At 57.0% G+C, this 26,781-nt stretch carries 22 protein-coding genes and 1 pseudogene; 12 read left to right on the top strand and 11 right to left on the bottom strand.

The window, feature by feature from the left end:
- The first annotated feature begins 189 nt into the window (after positions 1-189).
- Genes ACR0B7_RS11255 through ACR0B7_RS11245 form a run of 3 tightly spaced genes read left to right on the top strand, consistent with a single transcriptional unit; the run spans position 190 to position 5,157 of the window.
- Positions 190-2,601: a DUF3141 domain-containing protein gene (locus ACR0B7_RS11255; protein ID WP_480681488.1), complete on the top strand. Its 2,412-nt coding sequence runs from the start codon at positions 190-192 to the stop codon at positions 2,599-2,601.
- On the top strand, positions 2,598-3,992 hold the full coding sequence (locus tag ACR0B7_RS11250; RefSeq protein WP_170416010.1) for a bifunctional enoyl-CoA hydratase/phosphate acetyltransferase: 1,395 nt from the start codon (positions 2,598-2,600) through the stop codon (positions 3,990-3,992). The genes ACR0B7_RS11255 and ACR0B7_RS11250 overlap by 4 nt, the downstream gene beginning before the upstream one ends.
- Positions 3,985-5,157 (top strand): acetate/propionate family kinase, encoded by a 1,173-nt coding sequence (locus tag ACR0B7_RS11245; RefSeq protein ID WP_170416008.1) that lies wholly within the window; start codon positions 3,985-3,987, stop codon positions 5,155-5,157. The genes ACR0B7_RS11250 and ACR0B7_RS11245 overlap by 8 nt, the downstream gene beginning before the upstream one ends.
- 2 nt (positions 5,158-5,159) lie before the next feature.
- Here the strand turns inward: ACR0B7_RS11245 and ACR0B7_RS11240 are convergent, their stop codons facing one another.
- The 7 genes and pseudogenes from ACR0B7_RS11240 to ACR0B7_RS11210 all read right to left on the bottom strand — a co-directional run bounded on the left by ACR0B7_RS11240 (position 5,160) and on the right by ACR0B7_RS11210 (position 11,136).
- Complete coding sequence (locus ACR0B7_RS11240; protein WP_170416006.1) at positions 5,160-5,630, bottom strand: phage holin family protein; 471 nt, start codon at positions 5,628-5,630, stop codon at positions 5,160-5,162.
- A 10-nt stretch (positions 5,631-5,640) separates the two neighbouring features.
- A complete protein-coding gene (locus ACR0B7_RS11235) occupies positions 5,641-5,886 on the bottom strand; it encodes a hypothetical protein (protein ID WP_170416004.1) in 246 nt (81 codons plus the stop codon).
- A gap of 243 nt (positions 5,887-6,129) precedes the next feature.
- Positions 6,130-6,795 carry a D-lyxose/D-mannose family sugar isomerase gene (locus ACR0B7_RS11230; protein WP_170416002.1) on the bottom strand — a complete coding sequence of 222 codons (666 nt, stop codon included), beginning with the start codon at positions 6,793-6,795 and terminating at the stop codon, positions 6,130-6,132.
- A 17-nt stretch (positions 6,796-6,812) separates the two neighbouring features.
- Positions 6,813-7,739: a carbohydrate kinase family protein gene (locus ACR0B7_RS11225; protein WP_170416000.1), complete on the bottom strand. Its 927-nt coding sequence runs from the start codon at positions 7,737-7,739 to the stop codon at positions 6,813-6,815.
- A 38-nt stretch (positions 7,740-7,777) separates the two neighbouring features.
- Positions 7,778-8,758 carry a glucokinase gene (locus ACR0B7_RS11220; protein WP_480681609.1) on the bottom strand — a complete coding sequence of 327 codons (981 nt, stop codon included), beginning with the start codon at positions 8,756-8,758 and terminating at the stop codon, positions 7,778-7,780.
- 42 nt (positions 8,759-8,800) lie between these two features.
- A pseudogene (locus ACR0B7_RS11215) lies at positions 8,801-10,102 on the bottom strand (GH1 family beta-glucosidase); the annotation flags it as partial.
- Positions 10,099-11,136: a substrate-binding domain-containing protein gene (locus ACR0B7_RS11210; protein WP_170415996.1), complete on the bottom strand. Its 1,038-nt coding sequence runs from the start codon at positions 11,134-11,136 to the stop codon at positions 10,099-10,101. The gene ACR0B7_RS11210 and the pseudogene ACR0B7_RS11215, both read right to left, overlap by 4 nt.
- 220 nt (positions 11,137-11,356) lie before the next feature.
- Between ACR0B7_RS11210 and ACR0B7_RS11205 the strand changes: the two genes are divergently transcribed.
- The 9 genes from ACR0B7_RS11205 to ACR0B7_RS11165 all read left to right on the top strand — a co-directional run bounded on the left by ACR0B7_RS11205 (position 11,357) and on the right by ACR0B7_RS11165 (position 22,472).
- A complete protein-coding gene (locus ACR0B7_RS11205) occupies positions 11,357-12,625 on the top strand; it encodes an ABC transporter substrate-binding protein (RefSeq protein WP_170415994.1) in 1,269 nt (422 codons plus the stop codon).
- Positions 12,626-12,691: 66 nt separating this feature from the next.
- Positions 12,692-13,699 (top strand): carbohydrate ABC transporter permease, encoded by a 1,008-nt coding sequence (locus ACR0B7_RS11200; RefSeq protein WP_170415992.1) that lies wholly within the window; start codon positions 12,692-12,694, stop codon positions 13,697-13,699.
- 4 nt (positions 13,700-13,703) lie between these two features.
- A complete protein-coding gene (locus ACR0B7_RS11195) occupies positions 13,704-14,852 on the top strand; it encodes a carbohydrate ABC transporter permease (protein WP_170415990.1) in 1,149 nt (382 codons plus the stop codon).
- Between the two features lie 9 nt (positions 14,853-14,861).
- Positions 14,862-16,517 carry an alpha-glucosidase gene (locus ACR0B7_RS11190; RefSeq protein ID WP_170415988.1) on the top strand — a complete coding sequence of 552 codons (1,656 nt, stop codon included), beginning with the start codon at positions 14,862-14,864 and terminating at the stop codon, positions 16,515-16,517.
- Between the two features lie 3 nt (positions 16,518-16,520).
- Entirely contained in the window at positions 16,521-17,609 is a 1,089-nt protein-coding gene (locus ACR0B7_RS11185; protein WP_170485897.1) for a sn-glycerol-3-phosphate ABC transporter ATP-binding protein UgpC, read from the top strand.
- A 317-nt stretch (positions 17,610-17,926) separates the two neighbouring features.
- Complete coding sequence (locus tag ACR0B7_RS11180) at positions 17,927-19,051, top strand: extracellular solute-binding protein (protein WP_170389218.1); 1,125 nt, start codon at positions 17,927-17,929, stop codon at positions 19,049-19,051.
- 118 nt (positions 19,052-19,169) lie between these two features.
- Positions 19,170-20,282: an ABC transporter ATP-binding protein gene (locus ACR0B7_RS11175; protein ID WP_170415983.1), complete on the top strand. Its 1,113-nt coding sequence runs from the start codon at positions 19,170-19,172 to the stop codon at positions 20,280-20,282.
- Positions 20,283-20,295: 13 nt separating this feature from the next.
- Entirely contained in the window at positions 20,296-21,216 is a 921-nt protein-coding gene (locus ACR0B7_RS11170; protein ID WP_170389216.1) for an ABC transporter permease, read from the top strand.
- Positions 21,213-22,472, top strand: a complete 1,260-nt coding sequence (locus tag ACR0B7_RS11165; protein WP_170415981.1) for an ABC transporter permease subunit — start codon at positions 21,213-21,215, stop codon at positions 22,470-22,472. Before ACR0B7_RS11170 ends, ACR0B7_RS11165 begins: the two co-directional genes overlap by 4 nt.
- 38 nt (positions 22,473-22,510) lie before the next feature.
- On the opposite strand, the gene ACR0B7_RS11160 is transcribed toward ACR0B7_RS11165, so the two are convergent.
- Genes ACR0B7_RS11160 through ACR0B7_RS11145 form a run of 4 tightly spaced genes read right to left on the bottom strand, consistent with a single transcriptional unit; the run spans position 22,511 to position 26,779 of the window.
- Positions 22,511-24,430, bottom strand: a complete 1,920-nt coding sequence (locus tag ACR0B7_RS11160) for a beta-galactosidase (protein ID WP_170415979.1) — start codon at positions 24,428-24,430, stop codon at positions 22,511-22,513.
- Complete coding sequence (locus ACR0B7_RS11155) at positions 24,427-25,287, bottom strand: SMP-30/gluconolactonase/LRE family protein (protein ID WP_480681481.1); 861 nt, start codon at positions 25,285-25,287, stop codon at positions 24,427-24,429. The genes ACR0B7_RS11160 and ACR0B7_RS11155 overlap by 4 nt, the downstream gene beginning before the upstream one ends.
- Positions 25,284-25,889 (bottom strand): 2-dehydro-3-deoxy-6-phosphogalactonate aldolase, encoded by a 606-nt coding sequence (locus ACR0B7_RS11150; protein ID WP_170415975.1) that lies wholly within the window; start codon positions 25,887-25,889, stop codon positions 25,284-25,286. The genes ACR0B7_RS11155 and ACR0B7_RS11150 overlap by 4 nt, the downstream gene beginning before the upstream one ends.
- On the bottom strand, positions 25,886-26,779 hold the full coding sequence (locus tag ACR0B7_RS11145) for a 2-dehydro-3-deoxygalactonokinase (RefSeq protein ID WP_170485896.1): 894 nt from the start codon (positions 26,777-26,779) through the stop codon (positions 25,886-25,888). The genes ACR0B7_RS11150 and ACR0B7_RS11145 overlap by 4 nt, the downstream gene beginning before the upstream one ends.
- Positions 26,780-26,781: the final 2 nt, after the last annotated feature.

Raw genomic sequence — 26,781 nt, 5'->3', positions numbered from 1 at the left:
AAAGCTGCTTTCGCAGTTTCGCCTGTTCTGAAGCAGGCAGATGTCCGATTTTCGTCGAAGTGTCATATCGCCGCGTAAAGTTTGTGATAATCAGAAACGAAGGGTATGCTGCATCGCAGAAAAATTGAGAGAATCGGCCAATGTTCCGTTTGGATGGAACGAAAGCATCGTTTGAAAAAGGATTTTCTTGTGATACCGAACCCTCATTCAAAATCCCTTAAGCTTGGTTCGGATTTGGCCAAGGATGCAGCCGTCGTAAATGATCGCACCGTCGGGGCGGTCGCCAATGCCTTGGACCAGTCCGGCGTTCAGTGGAACTTGCTGTCACAATCGATGGCTTTGCAATCCAGCCGGATCGCGCAGGAACACTCAGAGCGGACCCGCAGACTGATTGAACGTGTCGTTGATGCTTCTGGCCGGATTTTGACCTCCCGCTCGTTCGTCAGTGACTGGTCTGAGTATCTGAGGGATGCTGGCCAGCGTGTCGCCCTGACTATGGATGTGCTGCGCGAGAGAGGAGACGTTTTTCTTGAACATGAGGCGCTAGGCTGCCCTCCAGTGCTGGCCTATGACTATGACGTCATCGTTGACGGCAAAGACCTGACACGCCCCTGCAACTATCAGCTTTTGAAGATCGTGCCCCCGAAGGGCGTGACGCTGGATGAACGAAAGCGCCCCTACATGATCATCGACCCCAGAGCGGGGCATGGGGGTGGCATCGGTGGTTTCAAAACGGACAGTCAGGTCGGTGTCGCCCTGGCCAAGGGGCATCCGGTTTATTTCGTCAGCTTTGGGCGTGATCCGGTTCCCGGTCAAACCCTTGCCGATGTGATGCATGCCGAGGCTGGATTTGTCCGAACAGTGCGCGCCCGTCATCCAGATAGCCCGCACCCTGTTGTCACAGGTAACTGCCAAGGGGGGTGGGCGACGTTGCTGATGGCTGCGTGCAATCCCGATCTAGCGGGTCCGTTGGTCTTGAACGGAGCGCCCGTTGCACCTTGGGCAGGGGCGGTTGGTGAAAACCCAATGCGCTATAATGCCGGGGTTCTGGGGGGGACGTGGCAGCCGATGTTCTGGTCGGACTTAGGCGCTGGTCAGTTTGACGGCGCCAATCTGGTGATGAACTTTGAGCAGCTAAACGCCAGTCGAAACTACTTTGGCAAGTATTTCGATCTCTACCGGGATCCCGAAGGTGGTCGTAGACGGTTTATCGATTTTGAACGTTGGTGGGGTGGGTACTTTATTCTGAACGAGGCCGAGATCCATTGGATCGTCGAACAGCTTTTCGTGGGCAATCGCCTGGTCAAGAATACTGCTCAGCTTGAGCCGGGTGTACCTATCGATATCAAGGCGATCAAAGGTCCGATTTTTGTTTTTGCCAGCCAGGGCGACAATATCACTCCGCCGCAGCAGGCGCTGAACTGGATTGCCGAAACCTATGCAGATGAAGAGGAGATTCGCCTGCGCGGGCAGCGCATTATCTACATGCTGCATGACGAGGTCGGGCATCTGGGGATATTTGTGTCTTCAAAGGTGGCCCGAAAGGAACATAGCGAACTGGCCTCGACGCTTGAAACGGTCGAAGCAATGGCGCCGGGCCTGTACGAAATGCAGATAGAAAATATCGAAGGCGAAGGCATCGACAAGAAATTTGAAGTTCGCTTTCATGAGCGAACACTGGCGGACGTATCGGCGCTGGACGACGGGAAACTGGATGAAGCGAGCTTTGCCGCTGTCGCTCATATGTCTGAAACTCAGGCCAATATTTATGAGACATTTGGCCGTCCGATCGTTCAGTCCCTTTCTACTCCTGCGACGGCAAAGGCGCTGCGTAATATGCATCCCCTTAGGGTACAGCGTGCGGCGATGTCTTCTGCCCAGCCTGCCGCCTTGGGCATGAAATATTGGGCTGACGTGGCGCGGGAAAATCGAACCTCTGCCGCGCCGGACAATCCATTTCTTGAATTGGAAAAAATCTCAGCGGATTGGATAGAGCAGGCGATGGACTATGGCCGTGACGTTCGAGACGCTTGGTACGAGTTAACGTTCTTTTCTCTTTGGGGCGGCCCCTTGGCCTCTTGGTTCGGTCAAAAGAATGCGGCACACAGAACGCTGGCCGATCCCGAAAGTTTGAAATCCCTGCCAGAGGTCGAAGCAGCCCTAGCGCACAAAAAGCAAGGGTGGGTTGCAGAAGCCGTGGTGCGGATGTTGATCCTTTTGGCGCGCAGCAATCAAAGTTTCAGGGCCGAAATCCTTGATCGCTGGGCGCACGTCTTCAAGCATGAAGATCCGTTCAAAAGCCTGACGGTCGATCAGCGTCATCGCCTGCTGCACGAACAATCGCTTATTGTGACATTTGACAGGCAAGGGGCAATCGATACTCTGCCGGACTTGCTGCCGCTGGAAAAAGATCGCAAACAAGCAGTCGATTTGATCCGCCGTATCACCGGTGAGGTACAAGAGCCTTCGCCGGAACTGACAGCGATGGTAGAGGATTTGAGCAACGTTCTTAACCTCGCAGAGCCTCAGCCTGCGTCAGAGCGCCAGCCTGAATCGCGGACCGTCCGGCCCTCTGACAAAAGCAAAGCCAGTTCAAAATGAAAATTTACGAAAACCGCACTTTTGCCCAATTGGAAGTTGGCGACGAAGCCCAACTGACACGCCTGTGTACGGTAGATGACCTCTATGCGTTTGCGTCTGCATCGGGCGACCACAATCCGTTGCATCTGGCAGCCTATGATGGCGACGGCGACGGGCAACCCGAAGCGGTAGCTCCGGCTTTGTGGCCTGCAGGTCTGGTCGCGGCTGTGCTGGGCAACGTGTTGCCGGGGGCAGGGACCCAAACCCGCCGCGCGGACCTGTCCTTTCACATTCCTGTTCTTGCTGGCGATGAGCTAACAGCGTTCGTCTCGGTGGCCGAAAAGCGCGATGATGGCGATCTGATCTGCGCCGCCGAAGTGCGCCGCGTTGGAGACAACGCCTTGGTTCTGAGCGGTACGGTTCAGGTCACACCTCCGGCCCAGCACATGGCGTTCGACTCGATCGAAGTTCCGGGCCTTGTTGTCCAGCGTCATCGTCATTTTGATGCGCTACTCGAAAAGGCAAAACCTTTGGACCCCATGCCGACGGCAGTGGTCGCGCCCGAAGACAGCAACTCATTGAGTGGCGCGATGCTAGGTCATGCCAACAGCATCATCACGCCGATCCTCGTCGGGGATCCTGACAAGATCATGGCCGCGGCAGCAGAGATAGGGGCGGATATCTCTGATCTCGAAATCGTCGAGGCGCGGGACCACGGCCTTGCTGCACATCGTGCGGTGGATTTGGTGGTTGAAGGCAAAGCACAGACCCTGATGAAGGGGTATCTGCATACGGATGACCTGTTGCGCGCCGTCTTGCGACGTGAAAACGGGCTGCGAACCGGTCGGCGTTTGTCGCATGTCTTTGTGATGGATGTGCCGGGCATGCCGAGACCCATCATGGTAACAGACGCGGCGGTGAATATTGCGCCGGACCTAGAAACCAAAGCCGACATCGTTCAGAACGCAATTCACTTGGCTCAATCCATTGGGATCGAAACGCCTAAGGTCGGTGTCTTGTCTGCCGTCGAAACCGTGAACCCGCATATGCCGTCTTCCGTGGATGCAGCACTGCTGTCCAAAATGGCTGAACGGGGACAGATTACCGGCGGATTGGTTGACGGCCCTCTTGCGATGGACAATGCGGTCGACCTGAAAGCAGCCCGAACCAAGGGCATCACGTCCGAGGTCGCCGGGTCAGCGGATATTCTTGTCGCCCCGAATATTGAGGCGGGCAACATGGTTGCGAAACAGCTGACCTTCATCTCTCATGCCGAGGCCGCAGGGATCGTCGTAGGGGCTGGTGCCCCGATCATCTTGACATCGCGGTCCGATGATGATGCCTCGCGCTTGGCGTCTTGCGCGGTTGCGGCGCTGCACGCTTATGCAAGTAAAGGTAAGCTCTATGGCTGATCATGTACTGGCGCTGAACGCCGGGTCTTCATCACTGAAATTTGCGTTGTACGAAGTTGTCGAAGAAAACCGTCCCAGCATGCGCTGGCGTGGCCAGATCGAGCGTTTGGGCGATGCCCCCCGATTGTTGGCTCAGTCTGCCGGAGGTCGGTCGATCGAGCGACCGTTATCGAACACCCAAAGTCATGACGAAGCAATCCACGCTTTTCTTGAAATGGCACGGGAATACCTCCCGGATATCCACGTGAAGGCCGTCGGCCATCGGGTCGTCCACGGTGGTACGGTGTATTCCGAACCGGTTCTCATTGATGAAACGGTCATTGATACTCTGACGGGGTTCGTCCCGTTCGCGCCCTTGCATCAACCTTATTCACTGGCTGGAATCCGGGCGGCCAGCGCTGCATTTCCGGATACGATTCAGGTGGCGTGTTTTGATACCGCTTTTCACCGTACCCATCCCTGGGTCAACGATACTTTCGCGTTGCCGCAGAGTTATTATGACAAGGGTGTCCGACGGTACGGATTTCACGGGCTGAGCTACGACTATATCTCGCAGAAACTGAAAGAGATCGCGCCGGGTCTCTACGATGGCCGCGTTGTGATTGCGCATCTGGGGAATGGCGCGTCCATGTGTGCGGTCTCGGGCGGGCGCGCGGTTGCCTCGACGATGGGGTTCTCGGCGCTGGACGGTCTTCCGATGGGGACCCGCAGCGGTCAGCTCGACCCGGGTGTGGTGCTGTACATGATGCAGCAGGATGGAATGTCGGCGGATGAGATCGCCGAAGTTCTATATCGCAAGTCCGGTCTGCTGGGCCTGTCCGGGGTTTCGTCCGATATGCGCACGCTTCTGGCGGCGGATACGCCTGATGCGCGCAAGGCCATCGACTATTATGTGTTCCGCATCCGCCGGGAATTGGGGGCGCTGTCCGCCGCGCTGGAAGGCATTGATGCGCTGATCTTTACGGGCGGCGTTGGCGAGAATTCGGCTCCGATCCGGCAGATGGTTTGTGACGGAATGCGCTGGATCGGAATCGAAATGGACCACGCGCGAAACGCGGATGGCGGCACGGTTCTGTCGACAGACTTTAGCCGCGTTCGCATTCTGTCGATTCCGACCAACGAAGAAATGGTAATCGCGCGTGCTGCGGTTGACCTGACGCAGTAAGGTTAGTCGCCCGACTTCTTTCGAGCTTTGGAAAATTTGATCAAGGCGCCCAGCAGGGCGCTGACGATCTCGGGCGTCACGGCCCCAAGCGGGTCGCGCCGGAAACCTGTGACAGCGTCGCGCGCCTCGGCCAGGTTGTCCTTGATCTCGGTCTCAATGTCCTGCAGCGCCAGGTCCCTGAGCTCAACCACCGCAGAGATGTCAGTCTGTGATGACATGGAATTGGCGATCAGCGCCAATAGCACAGCCACCAACAGATCGACGCCGGCCATGATCAGTGCCGCGGTTGCGTATGATACAGACTCAGACAGCCAGAAAAAGCCTGCGACGTTCAACATCACGACCGCAAGTCCAATTGCCAGCCCCGCTGCCCCGTAAATACCGGTACGTTTGGCCGCTACTGCGACTTGTCTTTGCGCAATCAGCCTTTCGGCACGCAGAATGATCGAGAGATTGCGGGAAATGCGGCTCATGTGCAGGCTCCTACCGGGAACGGCCAATCAGATAGCCAAGCGCGAAAACGCCAAGCGCAAACAGGATCGGCTTTTTATGCGGCAATTCTCCGAGTTCGGTCATAACTTCGTCCATCTGGTCTGACCAGTTTTCGATCGTGTCGATCAGACTGTCGGAATGGTCTTCCTTTGGTTCCGCCTTATCAGCCTTGGTTTGCTGGGCAAGTTGACGGCGAAGTTCGGCAACTTCGGCTTCCAGCTCTGCTTTTGTCACCATCGTTCAAGTCCCTCTACCGCGTTGTACCGCATGTTAGTCGGTTTTTCCGTTTTGGCAAAAGGGGCTTATCGGGATGGGCAGCAAAGGGCTGTCCCGTCCTTAACGATTGAACACGGGATATTGCTGCCACGCCTTTCGGGAGATCGACATGGCCGCCTGACCAAAGAGATGCTTCAATACAGAACGTACCTTCGGCATACGCCGTTGTAGAGTTCGGTCTATTCCGTGATCACAGCTTTTGCTTCAATAATCAGCAACCAAAAGGAACTCTTGCGCTGCGTCTTCTTCGATGGTGGCAAAGCGGGGAATTGGGTCCTCGAATACGTTGTCCGTTCGATCATCGTTCACAGTCGATACTTCGCCAATCAGGCAATTACCTTTTTCGGCCCAGAAAGCGTGCCAGATTCCCGGCATCAGCGTCACGCTTTGACCCGGTCCGAGCCGTAAAAGCTCGCCGGGCTGGATCGTCACCGGGCACCCGTCGCTGGGCACTGTCACCGAGTTTTCCCGATCGATCCCGCCCTCGGCATCTGAGGCGTAAATCTCCATCACCAGATCGCCGCCGCCGCGATTGATAATGTCTTCGGCCTTTACGATATGACGATGCATGGGCGAAAGCTGCTTGTCCCGCGAGACAAGCAGTTTCTCTGCGTACAGCATGCCGCGCCCTTGGCTTAGATCAGCGACATCGCCGTTTCGCAGCGTAAACAGAAATAGCCCTAATTCGTCGAACCGTCCCTGTCCGTAATCGGTGATATCCCATCCCAGACCACGTTCACGAATAACCGCTGCCTGATCGCTTTTCATCTGGTCGGGCGACCAGTTGGCAAAGGGCGGTAGAACCGTACCGAACGACCGAATGAAAGCCTCGGCTTCGGTTTTGATTGCGTTGATATCTGATCGTTTCATCAATGTCCCTTTCGGGGTCAAAGTTCATTCGCCCACGGCGGGTTTGCCCCTGCGCGTGATACGGTAACGGCGGCGACCTCGGCACCATTGGCAAGAGCTGCTTTCAGTTGATCGGGGGTCAGGGTGCGAAGCCCTTGCTTATTCAAATGCCCGGCGCGTTCCAGCTCGGCCAGTACGCCGGCATTGAACGTGTCCCCGGCGCCGACCGTGTCCACCACCTTGACCTTTTTGACGGGCACCGAGGTTGATCTGCCATCCGCCAGATATCCGGATGCCCCCTCGCTGCCTTTGGTGACGATGACGACAGCGGGGCCTTCTTTCAGCAACAGCGGAACTTTGTCAGTCAGGCTCTCTGGTCCCGGAATGATCCAATCCAGATCCTCATCCGAAACCTTTACGATATCGGCCTGCGCAATCATCGCATTGAGCCGGGTGCGATACCGGGTTTGGTCGCTGATAAAACCGGGACGGATGTTTGGATCCAGCATGACCGCCTTTTCGGACCCGTGTTGATTCAACAAGGACGCATAGGCATCTGCACAAGGCTCGCAAGCAAGGCTGATGCCACCGAAATACAGCGCCGATACCGCAGGCAACTGGCTGGGCATGTCCTCGGGCGTCAACATGCGGCCGGCCGAGTTTTCGTCCAGAAAGTTATAGGTCGCGTGCCCGTCCTTTAGCTGAACAAACGCCAGAGTCGTCGGGCGATCGGAAACGATGACATGGCTGGTGTCCACATGGCTGGCTTGAAGAGACTTGTTGAGCTGCTGCCCAAACATATCTGTCGAAACACCTGTCAGCATTCCCGCCGGAACACCTAGCCGACCAAGCGCAATCGCCGTGTTGAAAATCGCACCCCCAGAATGGGGCACAAAACCCTGTTCACCCGAAACAGTGGGCGAGGCGATCATGTCGATCAGGGCTTCACCGCAGCACAGGATCATGCCGGGTCCTTTCTGTATCAGAGACTCAGGCGGCCATTTTACCGCGCAAGTGCACTTTTACAGAAGTTGTTAGCGCCAACAATGCCAAATTCGTCCTGCTCTGAAACGTAAAGGTTCATTGATCGTCGCAGATCGCTGAAACGTCCGCCAGCGTTGAAGGCATCCATAAAGGCGTCGGTGAAAAGCCAACGATTCTTTTCGGCCACGCCGCCGACAAGGAAAACACCACCCGTTGGCATCATAACAACTGCCAAGTCGCCCATCACGGCACCCAAGTGCGAGGTGAACATCTGCGCTGCCCTGACTGCAAGCGGGTCCGAGGCATTGCGGGCATCATCAAGGATATCCTTGGCGCTGCGCGTTTCGGCAGTCGTCAGACCAGACGCAAGTTGAATGGCCTGATGCAGGATCGGCAATCCCGTACCACTCAGAAACATCTCGGCCTCAAGCGTCAGGGTATCGTTAAAAAAACAGTCCGGAGCAATTTCGCGTGCAGCGCGGAAAATCTCGACTTCGTCCTCGTGACGGGGCGACAATCCAACGTGGCCACCTTCGCCAGACGCGGTGTGAAACCGACCGTCAGAATAGAGCAGAGAACCTACGCCCAACCCGGTTCCTGGGCCAACAACCAAGCGGGTTCCCATCGGTGGCGTTTCGGCGCCTTGCAGAACTTCGACATCGTCTCCGGTGATCTCGGCAACCGACCACGCAGCGGCGGTGAAGTCGTTGATGACAAAGGTGTGCTGTGCGCCCGTCGCGCGCGCAATGTCAGCCTCGGACAGATCAAGCTGCGCGTTTGTGAGCCGGATCATACCGTCCCGCACCGGTCCTGCACCCGCCGCGACGACGGCGCGCGGATCGGTTCCAATTTCATCCCGCAAGCTGTGAAACGCTTCGAGCAATTGCGGCAGCTTACCGGTCGGGTATTTGCGCAGATCGGTAAGTTTACCATTTGAAATAACGCCCAACCGAGTGTTGGTTCCGCCGATATCGGCAACCAAGTTCCAATGCTCGTGCATGGCTCCGGCGCGCTGCGCCAATGGCAGCGAAATCGTACTGCCCTTCAGCGCAGATTTCACCGCGTTGTAAGACGCTTTGGGCGTGCGCTCCATTGTGTCAAAGTCGACATCCACAAGGCCAAAGCGTTTCTCGTATCCCAAGGCCCATTCGTAATTATCCAGCAGGGACCAGATGAAATATCCCTTGACCGGCACGCCTTGGTCCACTGCGTCGCGCACAGCCGAAAGGTGTTGGTTCAAGTAGTCGATCCGGTCGTCGTCTTGTTGGCGTTCCGGGCTGGCCATGCCGTTTTCCGTGACATAGATCGGAAGATCGCCAGTGTGGTCGCGCATTGTGCGGGTCAGGAACCGAGTCAGGGCGCTGGGTTCGACCTCCCAACCCATCTGGGTTTTTGGCAGAGGCCCGGAGACTTCTTTTAAGCTGGGCCAAGCGGTATCTGCTGGGGCGATCAGCTTGCGGGTGTAGTAATTCAAGCCACACCAGTCGACCGGAGTGCCAATCGTATCAAAATCGTTCTGCCAACCCGTGGGAAGGAAAGGTTCTAGCCCGTTCAGAACGTTTTCCGGGTAGGCTTTGTTGAACACGCCGCCAAGAAAGAACCGATTGTAGATACCATCATAAAGATCAGCGGCGCGGCGTGCCTCGGCGCTGTCATCCGCAGGTTCTGCCCATTCCAGATTGAACACCGCGCCCAAGTTGGACATGCCCAGACCGCGCATCGCCTCAATCGCCCGTCCATGCGCAAGTAAAACGTGATGCATCGCGCGCGCCGTGGCGCGAATGTCGCGCAAACCGGGGGCGTGGTGGCCGTCAAAATGGCTGAGCCAGCTCACACACCAAGGTTCGTTGATCGGCGCGACACTGAACATGCGGTCACCGATGCGACCCATGATGACCTCGGTAAAGTCGGCAAACCAGTTGGCGATGTCCCGATTTCTCCAGCCGCCCAGATCGGCCAGAGGTGAGGGTAGCTCCCAGTGATAAAGGGTGGCGCAGGGGCGTATTCCACGCTCCAATAATGCGTCGGCAAGGCGGTCGTAGTAGTCCAGCCCTTCCTGTTTAACTGGACCGCGCCCTTCAGGCAGAACACGCGCCCAACTGGTGGAAAACCGATAGCTGTCAAATCCTGCGTCACGCACAAGATCAAAGTCTTCGCCGAAGCGGTTCAAATGATCACAGGCGCGGTCACCGTTTTCATTGCGCACCACGTTGCCGGGTGTGGCGGCGAACGTATCCCAGTGGGTTTGTCCCGCGCCGCCCTGTGCGTGGCCTTCGATCTGATAAGCAGAGGTTGCAACGCCAAAAAGGAAATCTTCGGGAAAGTCAGAGCGCGAGTATTTCATGATTTGAACCTGTCAGGGGCGGGGCCGGTTGAGCCGCCAACTACCAGCTCGGCCTCCAGCAATCTTGTTTTAACCGGGTCGTCAGGCGACTTGATCCGTTCGATCAACATCTCGGCTGCTATTTCGCCAGCCTGTCGGACGGATGAGCGCGTAGCGGTAAAGATTGGCACGTCCTGTCCGTTTTTCAGATAAGACAGATCGTCGTCATGAGCGATAACGGATACATCTCGCCCCATCTTCAATCCCGCATCATTCAAGGCGCGCCGCACACCAATCGCCGAGATCATGGAGGAGATCAATATGGCCGTTGGCGGATCATCCATCTCAAGCATGGCACGCGTTTCGTGATGGCCATAAACCTCGGTCATCTCGGCACTGCGCATAAGTGACGGATCGCAGGCTATCCCGGCCTCGCGCAGAGCCTCCAGATACCCGGCGCGACGGCGTTGGGCAAAGTCCATATCCTCTAACCCGTTGATCAGTGCGATGCGACGATGCCCAAGGTCGATCAGGAATTTGGTGGCCCTTTGGAATGAGCTTTTGTTGTTTACGTCGATCCAGTCGTAAGGCTCATCAATTCCAGTCGCGCGGCCATGAACGATGAATGGAACCCCCATGCGGGATAGTACGCGGATACGAGGTTCGTTGACCTTCGGCCCCTGCAGGACAACCCCGTCGACTGCGCCGCGTTGGAACAGGTCGCGGTATGCGCGCTCGATCGAGGTATCGTCGGCATTCGTGAACATCATGTCATAGCCATGTTCCGCGTATTTTCGTGCGGCCCCGGCGACGAAATCGCCGAAAATGGGGTTCACCATCTCATGCTGTGAGGAACTGGGAATCACATGCCCAATGACCATGGATCGCCCCGTGGCCAGCCCTTTCGCGCGGCTGTTTGGCCGATAGCCATGTTTCGCGGCAGCAGCTTGCACACGCACGCGCGTGTCCTCGTTCACCTCGGGATAGCCGTTCAGAGCGCGGCTGACCGTCGTCTGAGACAAACCAAGAATTTCTGAGAGCTGCTTTAGGTTCATATTCGCTTCAAAGCGCCTTCAAATTTGCACTGTCACCTGTATTGTGGGGAATTTGCCTGTGCGTCAACAGGTTTCAACCTATAGGCAGAAAATATTAACATAGTTGAGGTCAGGCAAACCAAATATTGACAGAACCTGAATGTTAGCGGATAAAGCCCGGTATCCAAAGCGCTTTGAAATTCGTGATTCCAGAGCGAGAGATGATACGGGAGGAGAATTCATGAAACACTCGCTTTACGCAGGTGCGGCCACGTTCGCCCTGATGTCGGGCGCTGCGCAGGCGGACAAGGTTACCGTGTTCGGCCCTTGGTTGGGGCCGGATCAGGAAAATGTCGAAAAGGTGCTGGATGGCTTTGCCGCAGCTACCGGGCATGAGTACGCCTATGTCGGGTCAGACAGTTTTGAACAGCAAATCCGTATTGATGCCGAGGCGGGTTCAGCGCCGAACGTTGCCGTATTCCCGCAACCGGGTTTGGCGGCGGATATGGCTAAGTCCGGCTTCCTTACGCCGCTTGCCGATGGCACGGGTGACTGGATTCGCGACAACTATGCCGCGGGGCAGTCATGGGTTGACCTTGGCACATATGGCGGTCCTGACGGGGCGGAAAATCTGTACGGCTTTTTCTACAAGGTCGATGTAAAATCGCTGGTTTGGTACGTGCCCGAGAATTTTGAAGATGCCGGCTATGAAGTGCCGACCACCATGGAGGAGCTCAAGGCGCTGACCGACCAGATTGTGGCGGATGGTGAGACGCCTTGGTGTATCGGTCTGGGCTCGGGTGGCGCGACCGGTTGGCCCGCGACAGACTGGGTCGAGGACATGATGCTGCGTACGCAGTCGCCCGAGGATTATGACGCATGGGTCGCCAACGAGATGAAGTTCAACGACCCCAAAGTCATCGCGGCGATCGAGGAATTCGGCGCGTTTGCCCGTAATGATGACTACGTCGCCGGTGGCGCAGGGGCGGTTGCCACAACCGACTTCCGCGACAGCCCGAAGGGAATGTTCAGCTCACCTCCGCAATGCTACATGCACCGTCAGGCGTCCTTTATCCCGGCGTTTTTCCCTGAAGGTACGGTCGTGGGTGAGGATGCCGATTTCTTCTATTTCCCCGCCTATGAAGGCAAGGACCTCGGCAGCCCGGTTTTGGGTGCCGGAACTCTGTGGGCCATTACCAATGACAGCCCCGGCGCGCACGCTCTGATCGAGTATCTGCAAACGCCCGAGGCGCATGAGACTTGGATGCAGTTGACCGGCTTCCTGACGCCGCACAAGGGTGTCGATACCTCGCTGTTCTCGGATCCGACGCTGAAGAAGATGAACGACATTCTTCTGGGTGCGACGACCTTCCGTTTTGACGGGTCTGACCTGATGCCCGGCGGTGTCGGCGCAGGCACGTTCTGGACCGGCATGGTCGATTACGCAGGCGGAGCATCGGCGCAAGAGGTTGCCGACGAAATCCAATCCTCCTGGGACGCGCTGGACTAAGCGTTCCTGATCGGGCAACCCGCACGTCCGGGTTGCCCCACCCCATCGTCGCAAGGGAGACGCGGCATGCATCCGGCATTACAGGGCCTGCTGACCATCGCCATCGGCGTGTCAGGTTGCGTGGGCTATTTCTACCTCTCCAACCAGTTTCTGGACAAAGTGCTGTTTCCGGCGCGGGGTCCGAATGCTGGGCGCAATATCAACCGCGCCAACGTGATCCGACCCTGGTTGTTCCTGTTCCCGGCGCTGGCTGCGTTGGGTCTGTATTTGGCCTACCCGGTGGTCGAAACGCTGCGCCTGTCCCTTACGGATCGTGTGCCCGGTGGGGGCTATGAATGGGTGGGTCTGGAAAACTACATCCAGATGGCCAACGAACCCAAATTCTGGGAAGCCATGCGCAACAACATGTTCTGGCTGATCATCGTGCCTGCGATGTCCACCGCTTTGGGTCTTTTGGTGGCGCAACTGACCGACCGCATCCGTTGGGGCAATATCGCCAAGTCGCTGATCTTCATGCCGATGGCGATTTCCTTTGTGGGTGCGTCGGTGATTTGGAAGCTGGTCTATGATACCCGCCCGGCCGAGCAGGACCAGATCGGGATGCTGAACGCGCTCTATCTGTTTTTTGGCGGGACCGAGCCGCAGACATGGCTGACCATCCCGTTCTGGAACAGTTTCTTTCTGATGGTAGTGCTGATCTGGATTCAGACCGGGTTCGCCATGGTGATCCTGTCTGCTGCCCTTCGCGGTATCCCCGAAGAAACCATCGAAGCGGCCATTCTGGACGGTGCCAACCCGTTCCAGATCTTCTTCCGCATTAAAGTCCCGCAGATCAAAACCACCATTCTCGTCGTCTGGACCACGATCACCATCACCGTGCTCAAGGTTTTCGACATCGTCTTTGCCATGACCAATGGCCAGTGGGAGACGCAGGTTCTGGCCAACTACATGTACGACAAACTGTTCCGCGCGAATGACTGGGGCGTGGGGTCGGCCTCGGCCATGGTGATCATGCTGCTGGTGACGCCGATCCTGATCTGGAACGTGCGCAACGCGCGCAAAGAGATGGAGTGAGGTCATGAGCGATATTGCAGGAACCAAACCGGCTCTGCACTGGGTCGTCCATGCCTCAGTTGTCTTTTTGGTCGTGCTTTGGGTGGTGCCGACGCTAGGGCTGTTGATCTCATCCTTCCGAACGGCGGACCAGATCGCGACCAGCGGCTGGTGGCGGTCGCTGTTCCCATCTGAACAGAACCTGACATTGCGGTCTGCTGGGCCGGAAACTCAGGTGCAGGAAAATGGGATGTACGTGATTGAGGGCAACTTGTTTGATGCGGGCGCCAAGGCCACGATATCGAAATGGGGCGTCAGCTCGCGGGCCGTGGATGCGTTTGTTCCGGGTGAGATTGCCGAGATGCGCCGGGGTGGAACGATCACCGTGGACGCGCAAGGCAACTACAGGATGGAGAATCCCGACGAGTTTACCGGCAGCCGTGGTGCCCGTGTGTTCGTAACCGCCGAGTTGCCGCCCGAGTTCACATTGGCGAACTACCACAAAGTCCTGCTGGCCGAAGACAGTACCGACAGCATGGGGCGGGCCTTTTTCAACACATTGACCGTGACTATCCCGGCGACAATCATCCCTATTCTGGTGGCGGCCTTTGCAGCCTATGCGCTGGCGTGGATGGACTTCCCGGGCCGCGCCCTGCTAATCGCCGCCGTGGTTGGGTTGCTGGTGGTTCCGCTGCAGTTGGCGTTGATCCCGCTTCTGAAATTCCACCTGAATATCGGGATCGGCAAAGGGTATCTGGGCGTCTGGATGGCCCATACCGGGTTCGGGATGCCGCTGGCGATCTACCTGCTGCGCAACTACATGGCGGGGCTTCCGCGTGATCTGATCGAGAACGCGCGGGTCGACGGCGCGACCGAGTTTCAGATTTTCACCAAACTGATCCTGCCGCTCAGCTTCCCGGCACTGGCCTCCTTCGCGATCTTCCAGTTCCTGTGGACGTGGAACGATCTGCTGGTCGCCAAGGTCTTTTTGATCGACGCGTCTGGTCAGACCACCGTCATGACCAACCGGATTGTTGAGTTGTTGGGCACACGGGGCGGCAACTGGGAAATTCTGGCGACAGCGGCCTTCGTGTCGATTGCCGTACCGCTGATCGTTTTCTTTGCAATGCAAAAATACCTGGTCCGAGGCCTATTGGCCGGATCCGTCAAATAGAGGCGTCTGATGAACGTGCAGAACACTGTAGACACAACAAAAGCAACCCAAGCAGCCTCCGACTGGTGGCGCGGCGGCGTGATCTACCAGATCTATCCCCGCAGCTTTCAGGACAGCAATGGCGACGGAATTGGCGACTTGAAGGGGATCACGCAACGGCTGGGCTATATCGCCTCGCTTGGCGTTGATGCGATCTGGATTTCGCCGTTTTTCAAGTCTCCGATGAAGGATTTCGGGTACGATGTCAGCGACTACCGCGATGTCGATCCGATGTTCGGCACGATGGAGGATTTCAAAGAGCTGCTGGATCAGGCGCATGGTCAAGGGCTGAAAGTGATGATTGACCTCGTGCTGTCGCATACCTCGGATCAACATCCTTGGTTCAGCGAAAGCCGTATGAGCCGCGAGAACGCCAAATCCGATTGGTACGTATGGGCCGACCCGAAACCGGACGGGACACCGCCGAACAACTGGCTGTCGATCTTTGGTGGCTCGGCCTGGCAGTGGGACTCGCGGCGGTTGCAGTATTACCTGCACAACTTCCTGACCTCACAGCCGGATTTGAACTTCCATTGCCCGGACGTGCAGGACGCCTTGCTGGACGTGGCCCGGTTCTGGCTGGATTTGGGCGTCGATGGCTTCCGCTTGGACACGATCAACTTCTATTTCCACGATGCCCAGCTTCGCGATAATCCCGGTCTTCCGATGGACCAACGCAACGCCTCGATTGCGCCGATGGTGAACCCCTATAACCATCAAGATCACCTTTTCTCCAAGAGCCAATCCGAGAATATCGCTTTCCTTGAGCGCCTGCGCGCGTTGACCGACGAATATGACGGCCGCGCCTGTCTGGGTGAGGTCGGCGACGCACAACGCGGGCTTGAAATCATGGGCGAATACACATCCGGCGATAAGCGGATGCATATGTGCTATGCTTTCGAGTTTTTGGAAAAGCGCGCACTGACCGCGTCTTACGCTAAACAGGTATTCGACCAGTTGGGGGAAAAGGCCGGTGATGCATGGCCCTGTTGGGCGTTCTCGAACCACGACGTGCAGCGCCACGCCTCACGCTGGAGGCTAAGCGACTCGGCCATCCGGCAACACGCGGTTCTTATGATGTGCCTGCGGGGGTCGGCCTGTCTGTATCAAGGCGAGGAACTGGGCCTGCCCGAGGCGGATGTGGCATTTGAAGACCTGCAAGACCCCTACGGCATCGAATTCTGGCCGGAGTTCAAAGGCCGCGACGGGTGCCGCACGCCGATGGTTTGGGCAGCGCAGGACGAACACTCTGGATTCAGCAAAGGACGTCCCTGGCTTCCGGTCAGTTCGTCGCAAACCGAACGCGCCGTGGACCGGTTAGAGCAAGACCCCAAGTCGATGCTGCACCATTACCGTCAAGCGATTGCGCTGCGCCACGCGCATTCTGCATTGATGTCGGGTGCGCAAGTTCAGATGGTTCAATCCGGCTCGGCTCTTTCCTTTGTGCGTGAAGACCAAGGTGAGCAGGTGTTCTGTGCCTTCAATCTGGGTTCAGACCCGGCAGAGGTCGCCGTGCCGGACGGCAACTGGCGCGTTATCGGGGAGGAGTTGGGCAGTGTCGGCGGGTCAGGAGAACTGACCCTCGGCGCTGCTCAGTTCTGTCTGATGGTTCGGGAAAAGGGGTAGGTCATGTCGGAACTCAATCTCACGGATGTCGCAAAGACCTACGGCAGTATTGATGTCTTGAAGGATATCAACCTCGACATCGAGCGCGGCGAGCTGATTGTTTTCGTAGGGCCGTCCGGCTGTGGCAAGTCCACCTTGTTGCGCATGATTGCGGGGCTGGAAAAAATCTCGGGCGGAACGCTGGAGATCGAGGGTCAGGTCATGAATGACGTGCCCCCGGCGCAGCGCGGTATTGCGATGGTGTTTCAGAGTTACGCGCTTTATCCCCACATGACCGTGCGCGAGAATATGACGTTTGCCCTCAAGATTGCCAAACTACCTGCCGACGAGGTCAACGCCGCCGTTGAGCGGGCTGCCCGTATTCTTCAGCTTGAGCCGTTTCTGGACCGTTTGCCCAAGGCGCTGTCGGGTGGGCAGCGTCAGCGGGTCGCCATCGGGCGGGCCATCGTGCGCGACCCTAAGGTCTATCTGTTCGACGAACCGCTATCTAATCTTGATGCGGCGTTGCGCGTGGCCACGCGGATTGAAATCGCGCGTCTGAAAGAGGCGATGCCCGACAGCACGATGATCTACGTGACCCATGATCAGGTTGAGGCAATGACTTTGGCCAGCCGGATTGTGGTTCTGGCCAACAAGGGGATTGCTCAGGTCGGTACTCCGCTAGAGCTGTATGAGACGCCGGACAACGAATTTGTCGCGCAGTTCATTGGCTCGCCGTCGATGAACCTGCTGCCCGGTGTCATCGTACAAACGGGTGCGACGACCGTTGTCGAGTTGGAAGCCGGTGGAACGATCACCAGCAGTATCGCGACCGAAGCAGAGGATCAGGGCAAACAGGTGAATGTCGGTATCCGGCCCGAAGATTTTGTTCCGAGCGACGCGGATGCCGCCTTTCAGGGGGTCGTGGACTTCACTGAAGCCTTGGGAGAGGTCACTTTGCTGTATTTCGAGAACCGCAAAGGGGCCGATTCCGTGATTGCCAAGTTGCAAGGTATTCAGCGCAACATGCGGGGGAAAACCGTTGCCCTTTCAGCCAGCCCGGACAAGGTGCATCTGTTCCACAATGGCACATCCATGCGCAAAAAGCCCTGATATCCCCGTCGATTACAGAATCGCACCTGTGGTCGGAGCGTGGTTCATACCCTTTCACGCAGCCCACAGAAGCGCCGCTGCCAAAATAAGCAGCAAACACAAGTTGCGTCCCTTGTTTGGGGCGCATTACGCTTTTTGAGGCAATCAGCATCAGCCCCTTTGTTTCATTGCACTACACTGCATATAAGCAGCTTCTCGTTTCCAAACTGGACTTATGAAAACTGGCAACTGTCACTTTTGGACTGACAGCCGGATCGCAAAGGTCTAGCCTGTATCCACAAAAACAAAAAAACGGATTTGCAACGGGAGTTATGACGATGACTAAACACCAAAACCTGTCCCGCCGGACGGTACTAAAAGGTGCGGGCGCGGCGGCGCTGGCGGCACCCCTTTACAGCAAAAGCGCGCTGGCCTCATCGGGTGAGATCAACATTCTGATGTGGTCTGACTACTTGCCGCCCAGTTTCCTGGAGGAGTTTGAAACTCTGACCGGGATCAAGGTGAACTACACCGGTATCGGGTCGAACGAAGAAATCATCAACAAGATGAAGGCCACCAAGGGTCAGGGCTTTGACATTGTCTCGCCCACCAACAACCGGTCCCTGCAGTGGGAGCCGCTGGAACTGTTGCAGCCCTTTGACATGAACAAGGTGCCGATTGATCTGGTGAACCCGGCGATGGCGGCGATCGGCACGGACGCCTGGAACTTTGCAGACAGCGGCGTTCACTGGCTGCCGCATATCTGGGGCACCGAAGGGATTGCTTACCGTACGGACCTGTGGCTGCCTGAAGGGGACGCGCCCTCATATGGCGATGTCTGGTCCGAAGAAAACGCCGGTAAGACCATGGGCCGCGCACACTCCATGATGCTGGGTGCGGGTCTGTATATGGAACGCGCGGGCGAGATGGAGCCGGGTTCTGTATGGGCGGCCTATGGTGACGAAGACACCATGCGTAAAGTCTGGGGTCAGATCACCGACTGGTGTGTCGAGCGCAAGAACCGGATCAAGCTGATCTGGAACGACGCGGATACCCAGAAAAACGGTCTGCTGAACGAAGGCGTCGTGGTCGGTCAAACTTGGGATGGTCCGCCGCTGGCACTGAAATCGGCAGGTGAGCCGGTGCACTATCAAGCTCCGGTCGAAGGTGCGATGGCTTGGGTTGATGGTATGGCAATGCCGACCGGCGCGGCCAATATCGATCAGGTTTACGCCTTTATCGACTTTGCTTACCAGGCGAAACCGGCTGGTGTCGCGATTGATAGCCATGGCTACAACTCGCCTGTTCTGGGTGCCGATCAGTATTCCGGCGATACCTACAAGAAGAACTTCGCCGAAGCGTATCCGGGCGACTCTCTGGCCAACCTGAACCCGTGGCCTGCCGAAGCACCATGGTACGCGGAAACCCGGACCGAGTTCGTCAACAAGTTCAAAAGCGCCTAATCGCGTTGAACTCAAGCCCTCCGCCACTGGGCGGGGGGTAGTCAAACCGCGCACTGATCAGGTGTGACGGATGCTTTTTCGGTGCGTTTTGCAAACGCACCAGACGGGGATACCTAAAATGAGTGCAGGGGTCGGTGTAGATCTTGAGAACCTGTGGATCCGTTTCGGTGACTTTGTCGCTGTGCGGGACGCCAATGTGAATATCAACGGGGGCGATTTCTTTTCGTTCCTCGGGCCGTCGGGATGTGGCAAGACAACAATCCTGCGCGCTGTGTCGGGTTTTCTGGACCCAAGTGAGGGCAGGGTCCTGATCGGTGGCAACGATATGCGTGGTATCGGTCCCAACAAACGCCCGACCGCCCTGATATTTCAAAACCTCGCGTTGTTCCCTCTTATGAAAGTTTGGGAGAACATCACCTTTTCGATGGAGATCAAAGGCTCCAGCGCGACGCAGCGCCGCAAGCGTGCGGACGAGTTGCTGGACATGATCGCTCTGCCCGGTCAGGGCGACAAGCTGCCAAGCGAACTGTCCGGTGGGCAACGTCAACGCGTTGCGATTGCACGGGCGCTGTGTGCCGAACCCGACGTGTTGTTGCTGGATGAGCCGCTTTCGGCACTGGACCTCAAATTGCGCCAGCACATGCGGACTGAATTGCGAGAGATTCAGCAGCGTGTTGGCATCACATTCATCTATATCACCCACGATCAGGGTGAGGCTCTGACCATGTCGGACAATATTGCCGTCATGCGGGCCGGAGTGATTGACCAGATCGCTGACGGCAAGACGATTTACAACGATCCCAACACGGCTTTTGCTGCGTCATTTGTTGGTGAAAACAATGTGTTCCGGGGCAAGATCAAACAGATCATGGGGACGGAAGCACTGATTGCAACGAACCGTTCCGGCGATCTGGTTGCGCGGATATCCAGCGCCAATCAGGGCAAGGTGAAAGAAGGCGATGAGGCGATGATGTTCATCCGCCCCGAGGCGTTCGCCATCGCACCCGAAGGCGCATCTGGCAACCATTTCGTGACGGCGCGGGTCAACCACGAAGAGTTTGAGGGCAACGTGTTCAACATCTTCACCGAAGGTGAAGGCGGCAAAGAGATCAAAGTGTCGATCCCGAACCACGGACAGTCCTTCCAAGACCACACCGGACAGAACATCACGCTGGAATACGAGACCCAAAACGCGGTTCTGGTCCCGGCGGGTGAACTGGCTGCGGAATAAGAGGGTCGGAAACATGCCCAAATTCCTCAAGGAGTTTTTCAATCGCAACGGCACCGGGATGGGGCTGGCGATATTGGGGCTGGTCCTGTTCTGGACCATCGGCCTGATTATCCTGCCGCAACTCTCGATGTTGGACTTTTCGTTCCGTCCGAACCTGCCGCCGCCGGAAATTGGCGGACCAAAGGACGTTTATACGCTCGAGAACTACAAATACCTGATTTACGGCCCGGAAGGGGGATCTCAGGACTACAATTCGGTCGACCTGAGAGTGTTCTTCAGAACGTTGCTCGCGGCTGTCTGCGTGACTATTTTCAACCTGATCATCTGCTATCCGATCGCCTACTATCTGGGGCAGTCCAAGGGTAGTCATATTCGCATTTTCGCGATCATGCTGATCATCCCTTACTGGATCAACGAAATCCTGCGTGCGTTCGCGTTACGGATCATCTTTGGCGAGACCGGAGTTCTGAACACCCTGTTCATGGGTCTGGGGATCTGGGACACGCCCTTTGACTTTATCCGCAACGACATCGCCCTCTATGCGGGTCTTGGATATGCCTACATCCTGCTGATGATTTTCCCGATCTACAACGTGATCGAAAGCCTCGATCACAACCAGATCGAGGCTGCGCGCGATCTGGGCGCGCCTTGGTGGAGGATTCACTGGCGCGTGGTTATTCCCTACGCCAAGCCGGGCATCAGTTCGGGCTGTACAATGGTCTTCATGCTATCCGCTGGTGCCCTTGCCGCGCCGCAGATTCTGGGCGGCCCGTCCAGCCTGTGGTTTACGCAACTGATCTATCAGCAGTTCAACGACAACAATGACTGGCCGCAAGGTGCCGCCTACGCGATCGTGCTGCTTGTGACCTGTATCTTGTTCGTTCTGGCCATAATGCGCCTGTTCAAGGTGAACATGGGGGATATTGGGAAATGAACCTCTCTTTCCTTCGTGTAAGCATCTGGGTCTACCTGGCCCTTTTCTTCCTGTACCTGCTTGGTCCGCTTGTGATCATGTCGGTTACGGCCTTCAATTCATCCGCCTTCCCGCGGATGACTCCGTGGGAGTGTCTGACCTTTCAGTGGTTCGGCGATCTGTTTCAGGATCAGCGTATTCTGAACGGGATCAAGAACTCGTTGATCATCGGTGCGGGAACGGTCGTTCTATCGGTTGCGATGGGGCTGGCGGGCGCGCTGATGCTGACCCAGATATGGCCCAAGCTGCGTGCGACGTATTACACGATCATCATTGCCCCAATCCTGATCCCGGGCGTGGTTCTGGGTATCTCGACGCTGGTATTCTGGGACCGGATCAATCGGATGCTGGGGCTGGGCGCAGATAGCGTATTGTCAAACGGGGTTTTCCTGACTGTGATCGGTCAGTCCACTTTTATCGCAAGCTATTGCATGCTGGTTCTGGTGGCGCGGCTACAGCGATACGACATCGCGCTGACCGAGGCAGCTTTGGACCTTGGTGCAACGCACGCGCAGGCATTTCGCAAGATCTTGCTTCCGTTCATGCGGCCCGCGATCGCGTCGGCGGCTGTGCTTGCGTTCCTTGCATCGTTTGAGAACTACAACACGACCACCTTTACCTTTGGCGAATATCCGACACTGACGATCGAGCTGGCGCAGAAAGTGCGCTATGGCATCACGCCGTCGATCTCGGCACTGGCCTTCATTATCGTGGCGCTGACCGTGTTCTTTGCCCTGCTGAACGAGGCCAAGTTGAAGCGTCAGGAACTGGTTGCAGCCGCGCGCAAGAATGCCACGGTCGAGGAACTGGCAGGGAAGATCAAACTGCCCAGCTTCTTTGCCGGCAATATGGCCGCCGTGCTTCTGGTCGTGTTTGCCGTTGCCACGATTACCGTGGTCGGCACTGCGACCGCGTACAACCCGGCCCAGTGCATCGCCAATGTCAAAGAGGAAAAACGTCTAGAAGCCGAACAGCGTATCCAAGAGCTGCGTAAGCAGCGCGAGGAACAGCGCAAAAAGCGTGAGGCTGAGGAGGCTGAACAAGGCGACGCGGGGCAATCGGCGCCGAAGCCTTCAAACAACAGCGGCTTTGGCAACGTGTTTGCGCCGAACACATTGGGCAACGAGGAAGAAGAAAGTCAGGACACCGAAACGCAGCCGTCAAATAACGGTGGGTTCGGTGGCGTATTCGACCCAAACAGCCTTAAATCTGAATAACTGGAGAGCCTGATAAAGGCCGACTGCGCCCGGAGAGATTACCCCTCTTCGGGCGCATTTTTTGTCAATATGGCAACGTCGCACGCGTTGATCTTTGTTCCGTTCCATTCCACGGGGGTCGCGTTGTAGTTGATCAGGAACGTATGGCCCTTGGTGTCTCGCCGACGAAGGCCGTCGGGCATCGGGTGCAACGCCAATCCCACTTGTTGCGAGGCCATATTGATCACGCGATCCCAAAGCGCCTCATCCGGGAAGCCCGCCAGATACCAAAACCCGTTTTCGCCTTTCAGGGCAGAGGTGCCATCCTCAAAGGTCAGCAGATCGGACGCTGTCCCGGACAAACGGTCAACCCAGTGCTGGGCTGCGCCGCCACCGTCGACGTTGCGCTTTATTGACGGGGGCAGCGTCTCAACCAGATCGACATCACAGTCCAAACCCGACAGGCCTGGGCGTCCTGTTTTCGGAATTTGGAAATCCGGCGTGATCGCCCCTGTGCGCGGGCCGAGGACAGCCAGATCACATCCTTTGTTCAGGCTGGTCTCGAGGTCGGTGTCCACACTCGCCAGACCCGGCGCAAGGATCACTTTGTAAGCGTTCTCGGGGATATTGTCCGAGGATAGAAAATCGACTGAAAGCCCAGCACGCCGCAGCGCGCGGTAGGCCGAGAACACGAGGCGGAAATAATCGAAACCAGCACCTTGTGGTTGTGTCGCCCAAGCCCAGTCCGACGCATAGTCGAAGACGATCGCAACATCAGCCTTACTCTGTTGGACGTCACCCAGTTGGGACAACACATCACAGGTTTGCCGCGCCTCAGACAAGGCCGGAGCCGGGCGGTTGTTCGGTGTCAACAACCCTGCGTGCATCTGCTCTTGTGCGAACGGAGCCTGCCGCCACCGGAAATAACTGACCACTTCGGCACCATGTGCCACGGCTTCCAGCGACCACAGCCGCACCATACCCGGCAGGGGTGCCGGATTGTACGGAGCCCAATTCACCGGACCGGGTTGCTGTTCCATGACCCACCAGCGACCATGTCCAACCGTGCGGTAAAGGTCGTGATGAAACGCCTGCATGTCGGGGTCACCCTGTTGCAGAAAGGCAGCCTTATGTGCTTCGTCAGCCTCAAGCCGGTCGGAAAGAAACCCAATCGGGTAGCTGTCCCATGTCGCGATATCCAGATCGGCCCCGACTTTGAAATGGTCAAAGTCCAGAATCCGCCCCATGTAATTATGTAAGAGGGGCGCGTTTGTCAGTGGGCGCAGCGCATCAACCTGCGCCTTGTTGAACTCTACCACCTGATCAGAGCTGAACCGACGAAAGGCCAGAACATGTGCCGGGTTTGGTTCTGTCACGGTCAGATTTGGCAGGTCGATCTGGTCAAACCCATCATATTCCATCGACCAAAAGACATTGCCCCAAGCAGAGTTCAACGCATCAATGGTGCCGTATTGGTCCTCAAGCCAGTTCTGAAATGCGACCAAGGCAGGGTCGCTGTAGCTGAGTGTCGTATCATGACAGCCATATTCATTATCGATCTGCCACGCGGCGATATGGGGGTTGCCCCCGTAACGCTCGCCCATGATCCGGGCAATGCGTGCGCATTCGGCAATATAGCCTTTGTGGCTGAAACAATAATGACGGCGCGATCCAAATTTTCGCGGTCGCCCCTGCGCGTCTACAGCCAACATGTCGGGGTGCTTTTCCTGCATCCAACGCGGCGGCGTCGCAGTCGGCGTGCCCATCACAACCTTCAGCCCCGCAGACCCGAGTATTTCCACAGCGCGATCCAGCCAGTCAAAGCGCAAATCTCCGGGGGTTGGCTCGATCCGGCTCCAGGCAAACTCACCGATCCGAACCCAACTCAGACCGGTTTCGATCATGCACGCGGCGTCGTCGGCCCACATTTCTTCGGGCCAGTGTTCGGGGTAATAGCAAACTCCAAGTTCTGGCTTCATAGGATAACTCTGGGTTCTGGCTGGCCTTTGCCGACATCGCTAGCTGCAAAAGTCATACCGTTGGAAGGTTGTTCTTTAAGAGCTGTTTCGCCCAGACCCTCACGCGCAGTTGTACAGAACAAGGTTGTAAAGTCAGGTCCGCCAAATGCAGGGCAGGAAACATGCGCGGCCTCAAAAGTCTGCGCTTTCAGAAACCGGCCTTCGGGACTGTATGCTGCGACCCGGTGTGCGCCCCATTGTGCTATCCAGATGTTGCCGTCGACATCAACGACAGCTCCGTCCGGGTTCAACTTGTCTGCGCGTAAGTCCAGAAAAACGGAACTGCGCCCTTCGGGCCAGCCGGTTTCAGGGTCCAGTGACCAGCGCATGACTTGTTGTGTCATCGTGTCCGTGTAGTAGGCGCAGGATAGGTCCGGCGCGAAACAGATTGCGTTCGAGATGGTGATGCCGCTGGTAAGCCTGCGCAATTCCCCGTTCCAAAAGCGATAGATCGAACCCGCGCCCGGTTCGGCGTTCTTGCCCATTGTCCCGATCCAAAACCCGCCCCAAGGATCGGCGCGTCCGTCGTTCGAGCGGGTGACTGGATTTTCGGCTTCCAGTGGAAGGATCAACTCTTTATCGCCGCTGTTCAGATCATATCGCCAAAGCCCGGTTTCTGATGCGATCAGCAGGGTGTCGCGATCCACCCATCCGGCGGCAGATACGTGTTCGGAAAACTGCCAATAGTGCTGTTTCCCCTGCAGCCGTGACATCAGACATTTGTTGACGATATCGAACCAGAAAAGCTGCTGTCGCCCAGGGTGCCACAGCGGACCCTCGCCAAGCTCGCAAGGACGGTCGTCAAAGACATAGCTCATCCAGCTGCCTCATCATAAGCCGAAACGATCCGTGTTGCCCGGTCTGCGACTTCGGTCACGTTCATGCCCGGCTTAAAGAGCGCAGATCCAATGCCGAAACCGTCCGCGCCTGCCTTGATCCACTCTGCAAAATTCTCGGGACCGGCCCCTCCAACCGCAAAGATCAATGTGCCTTTCGGCAGGACCGGCCGCATTGCTGCCAAGCCTTGTGGTCCTGCCATCACGCCGGGAAACAGTTTCAGCCCTGTCGCTCCGGCCTTGAGCGCTGCGAAAGCCTCGGTCGGGGTATAAACACCGGGCCAGCTTTGCATGTTCAAAGAAACCGACCGGTGGATAACTTCGGCATCAAAATTGGGAGAAACGACAAGCTGACCGCCAACATCGGCCACCTGCTGCACCTCTTGCGGTGTCAATACGGTGCCTGCGCCAATCAACGCCTTGTCTCCGCACTGATCGGCCAGGATTCCTATGCTGTCTAAGGGGTTGGGAGAGTTTAGAGGAACCTCTATCCTGTCTATGCCCGCGTCTATAAGCGCGTGTCCGATTGCAGCGGCTTCGGTCGGCTTCAGCCCGCGTAGGATGGCGATAATTGGGCGGCTCATACGGTTTGCCTCGTAAGGTTTCGGGCCCGCATCAGACCCGCCAAAGTGGATTGGGTGCTGTTGACAATCTCAACGAATGCCCCCTGTTTTTCGAGTGCGCTGGCATAAACGTCAGATATTTCCCGAGCTCCGATGATCACGATCTGCTGACCCAGCCAATACGGGCGGGTCGCGGCCAGTTCAGCGCCGATCAGGAAACCTGACAGCCGTGAGCGGGCGACAATCGGGTCGTCTCCGCGCAAGAGGTCAGCCGCCCGCAAGCCAAACAGACGGGCGGCAAGCTGTTCGGGTTTGGACAGCGTGTCGGCGACAGCATCGGAAAAGGCGTTGTCGTCCCATCCTTCCCCGATTGAGTGCTTCAGTACGGATTGTCCGCGTAGCAGCTCAAACATCTCGCCAGTCATGAAGGTGCGAAAACTGACGACTTCGTCCGCACTGATCTGAACCCACTTGGTGTGAGTTCCAGGAAGACAAATGACCCCGTCCCAGTTTTGTCGGCTCGCCAGAAATCCGGCGATCTGCGTTTCTTCGCCGCGCATGACATCGGGCGGAGCGTTCTGTTTCAACCCCGGCACAACAAATGCTCTAATTCGGGGATCAGTGTCGGGCACGCGGATTGGTGCAGCGGGAAGTGGGGCGACAGGAACGGCAGAATAGGGAGCCTCAACCCAGCCTTGTCTTGCCCCGACCATGCCGCACGCGACAACGTCGGTCGGAGAGCTGCCCAGCCAACCTTCGATCAACGCAAGCAGCGCGGATTGAAATTTGTCCCTCGACAGTTTCGCCATGCCCTGATCGGAATGTGCCTGATCCAGGATCGTTTCACCCTGCATCGCCCAAACCCGTAGATGAGAGGTTCCCCAGTCTGCCGCGATCCACTCAATATTCATTG

The sequence above is a fragment of the Ruegeria sp. BB6 genome (genome assembly GCF_056539385.1).
Note: the sequence above shows the minus strand (reverse complement) of the source record. Positions and strands in the feature narration are given on the sequence as shown.

Excerpts from the sequence above, each read along its gene's own strand:
- ACR0B7_RS11220 (WP_480681609.1), bottom strand. The coding sequence starts at position 8,758 with ATGCACGAGCATTGGAACTTGGTTGCCGATATCGGCGGAACCAACACT.
- ACR0B7_RS11235 (WP_170416004.1), bottom strand. The coding sequence starts at position 5,886 with ATGGTGACAAAAGCAGAGCTGGAAGCCGAAGTTGCCGAACTTCGCCGT.
- ACR0B7_RS11180 (WP_170389218.1), top strand. The coding sequence starts at position 17,927 with ATGACTAAACACCAAAACCTGTCCCGCCGGACGGTACTAAAAGGTGCG.
- ACR0B7_RS11200 (WP_170415992.1), top strand. The coding sequence starts at position 12,692 with ATGCATCCGGCATTACAGGGCCTGCTGACCATCGCCATCGGCGTGTCA.
- ACR0B7_RS11245 (WP_170416008.1), top strand. The coding sequence starts at position 3,985 with ATGGCTGATCATGTACTGGCGCTGAACGCCGGGTCTTCATCACTGAAA.
- ACR0B7_RS11210 (WP_170415996.1), bottom strand. The coding sequence starts at position 11,136 with ATGAACCTAAAGCAGCTCTCAGAAATTCTTGGTTTGTCTCAGACGACG.
- ACR0B7_RS11225 (WP_170416000.1), bottom strand. The coding sequence starts at position 7,739 with ATGATCCTGTGCTGCGGTGAAGCCCTGATCGACATGATCGCCTCGCCC.
- ACR0B7_RS11175 (WP_170415983.1), top strand. The coding sequence starts at position 19,170 with ATGAGTGCAGGGGTCGGTGTAGATCTTGAGAACCTGTGGATCCGTTTC.
- ACR0B7_RS11155 (WP_480681481.1), bottom strand. The coding sequence starts at position 25,287 with ATGAGCTATGTCTTTGACGACCGTCCTTGCGAGCTTGGCGAGGGTCCG.
- ACR0B7_RS11240 (WP_170416006.1), bottom strand. The coding sequence starts at position 5,630 with ATGAGCCGCATTTCCCGCAATCTCTCGATCATTCTGCGTGCCGAAAGG.
- ACR0B7_RS11165 (WP_170415981.1), top strand. The coding sequence starts at position 21,213 with ATGAACCTCTCTTTCCTTCGTGTAAGCATCTGGGTCTACCTGGCCCTT.
- ACR0B7_RS11145 (WP_170485896.1), bottom strand. The coding sequence starts at position 26,779 with ATGAATATTGAGTGGATCGCGGCAGACTGGGGAACCTCTCATCTACGG.
- ACR0B7_RS11190 (WP_170415988.1), top strand. The coding sequence starts at position 14,862 with ATGAACGTGCAGAACACTGTAGACACAACAAAAGCAACCCAAGCAGCC.
- ACR0B7_RS11230 (WP_170416002.1), bottom strand. The coding sequence starts at position 6,795 with ATGAAACGATCAGATATCAACGCAATCAAAACCGAAGCCGAGGCTTTC.
- ACR0B7_RS11205 (WP_170415994.1), top strand. The coding sequence starts at position 11,357 with ATGAAACACTCGCTTTACGCAGGTGCGGCCACGTTCGCCCTGATGTCG.
- ACR0B7_RS11185 (WP_170485897.1), top strand. The coding sequence starts at position 16,521 with ATGTCGGAACTCAATCTCACGGATGTCGCAAAGACCTACGGCAGTATT.
- ACR0B7_RS11160 (WP_170415979.1), bottom strand. The coding sequence starts at position 24,430 with ATGAAGCCAGAACTTGGAGTTTGCTATTACCCCGAACACTGGCCCGAA.
- ACR0B7_RS11250 (WP_170416010.1), top strand. The coding sequence starts at position 2,598 with ATGAAAATTTACGAAAACCGCACTTTTGCCCAATTGGAAGTTGGCGAC.
- ACR0B7_RS11150 (WP_170415975.1), bottom strand. The coding sequence starts at position 25,889 with ATGAGCCGCCCAATTATCGCCATCCTACGCGGGCTGAAGCCGACCGAA.
- ACR0B7_RS11195 (WP_170415990.1), top strand. The coding sequence starts at position 13,704 with ATGAGCGATATTGCAGGAACCAAACCGGCTCTGCACTGGGTCGTCCAT.
- ACR0B7_RS11170 (WP_170389216.1), top strand. The coding sequence starts at position 20,296 with ATGCCCAAATTCCTCAAGGAGTTTTTCAATCGCAACGGCACCGGGATG.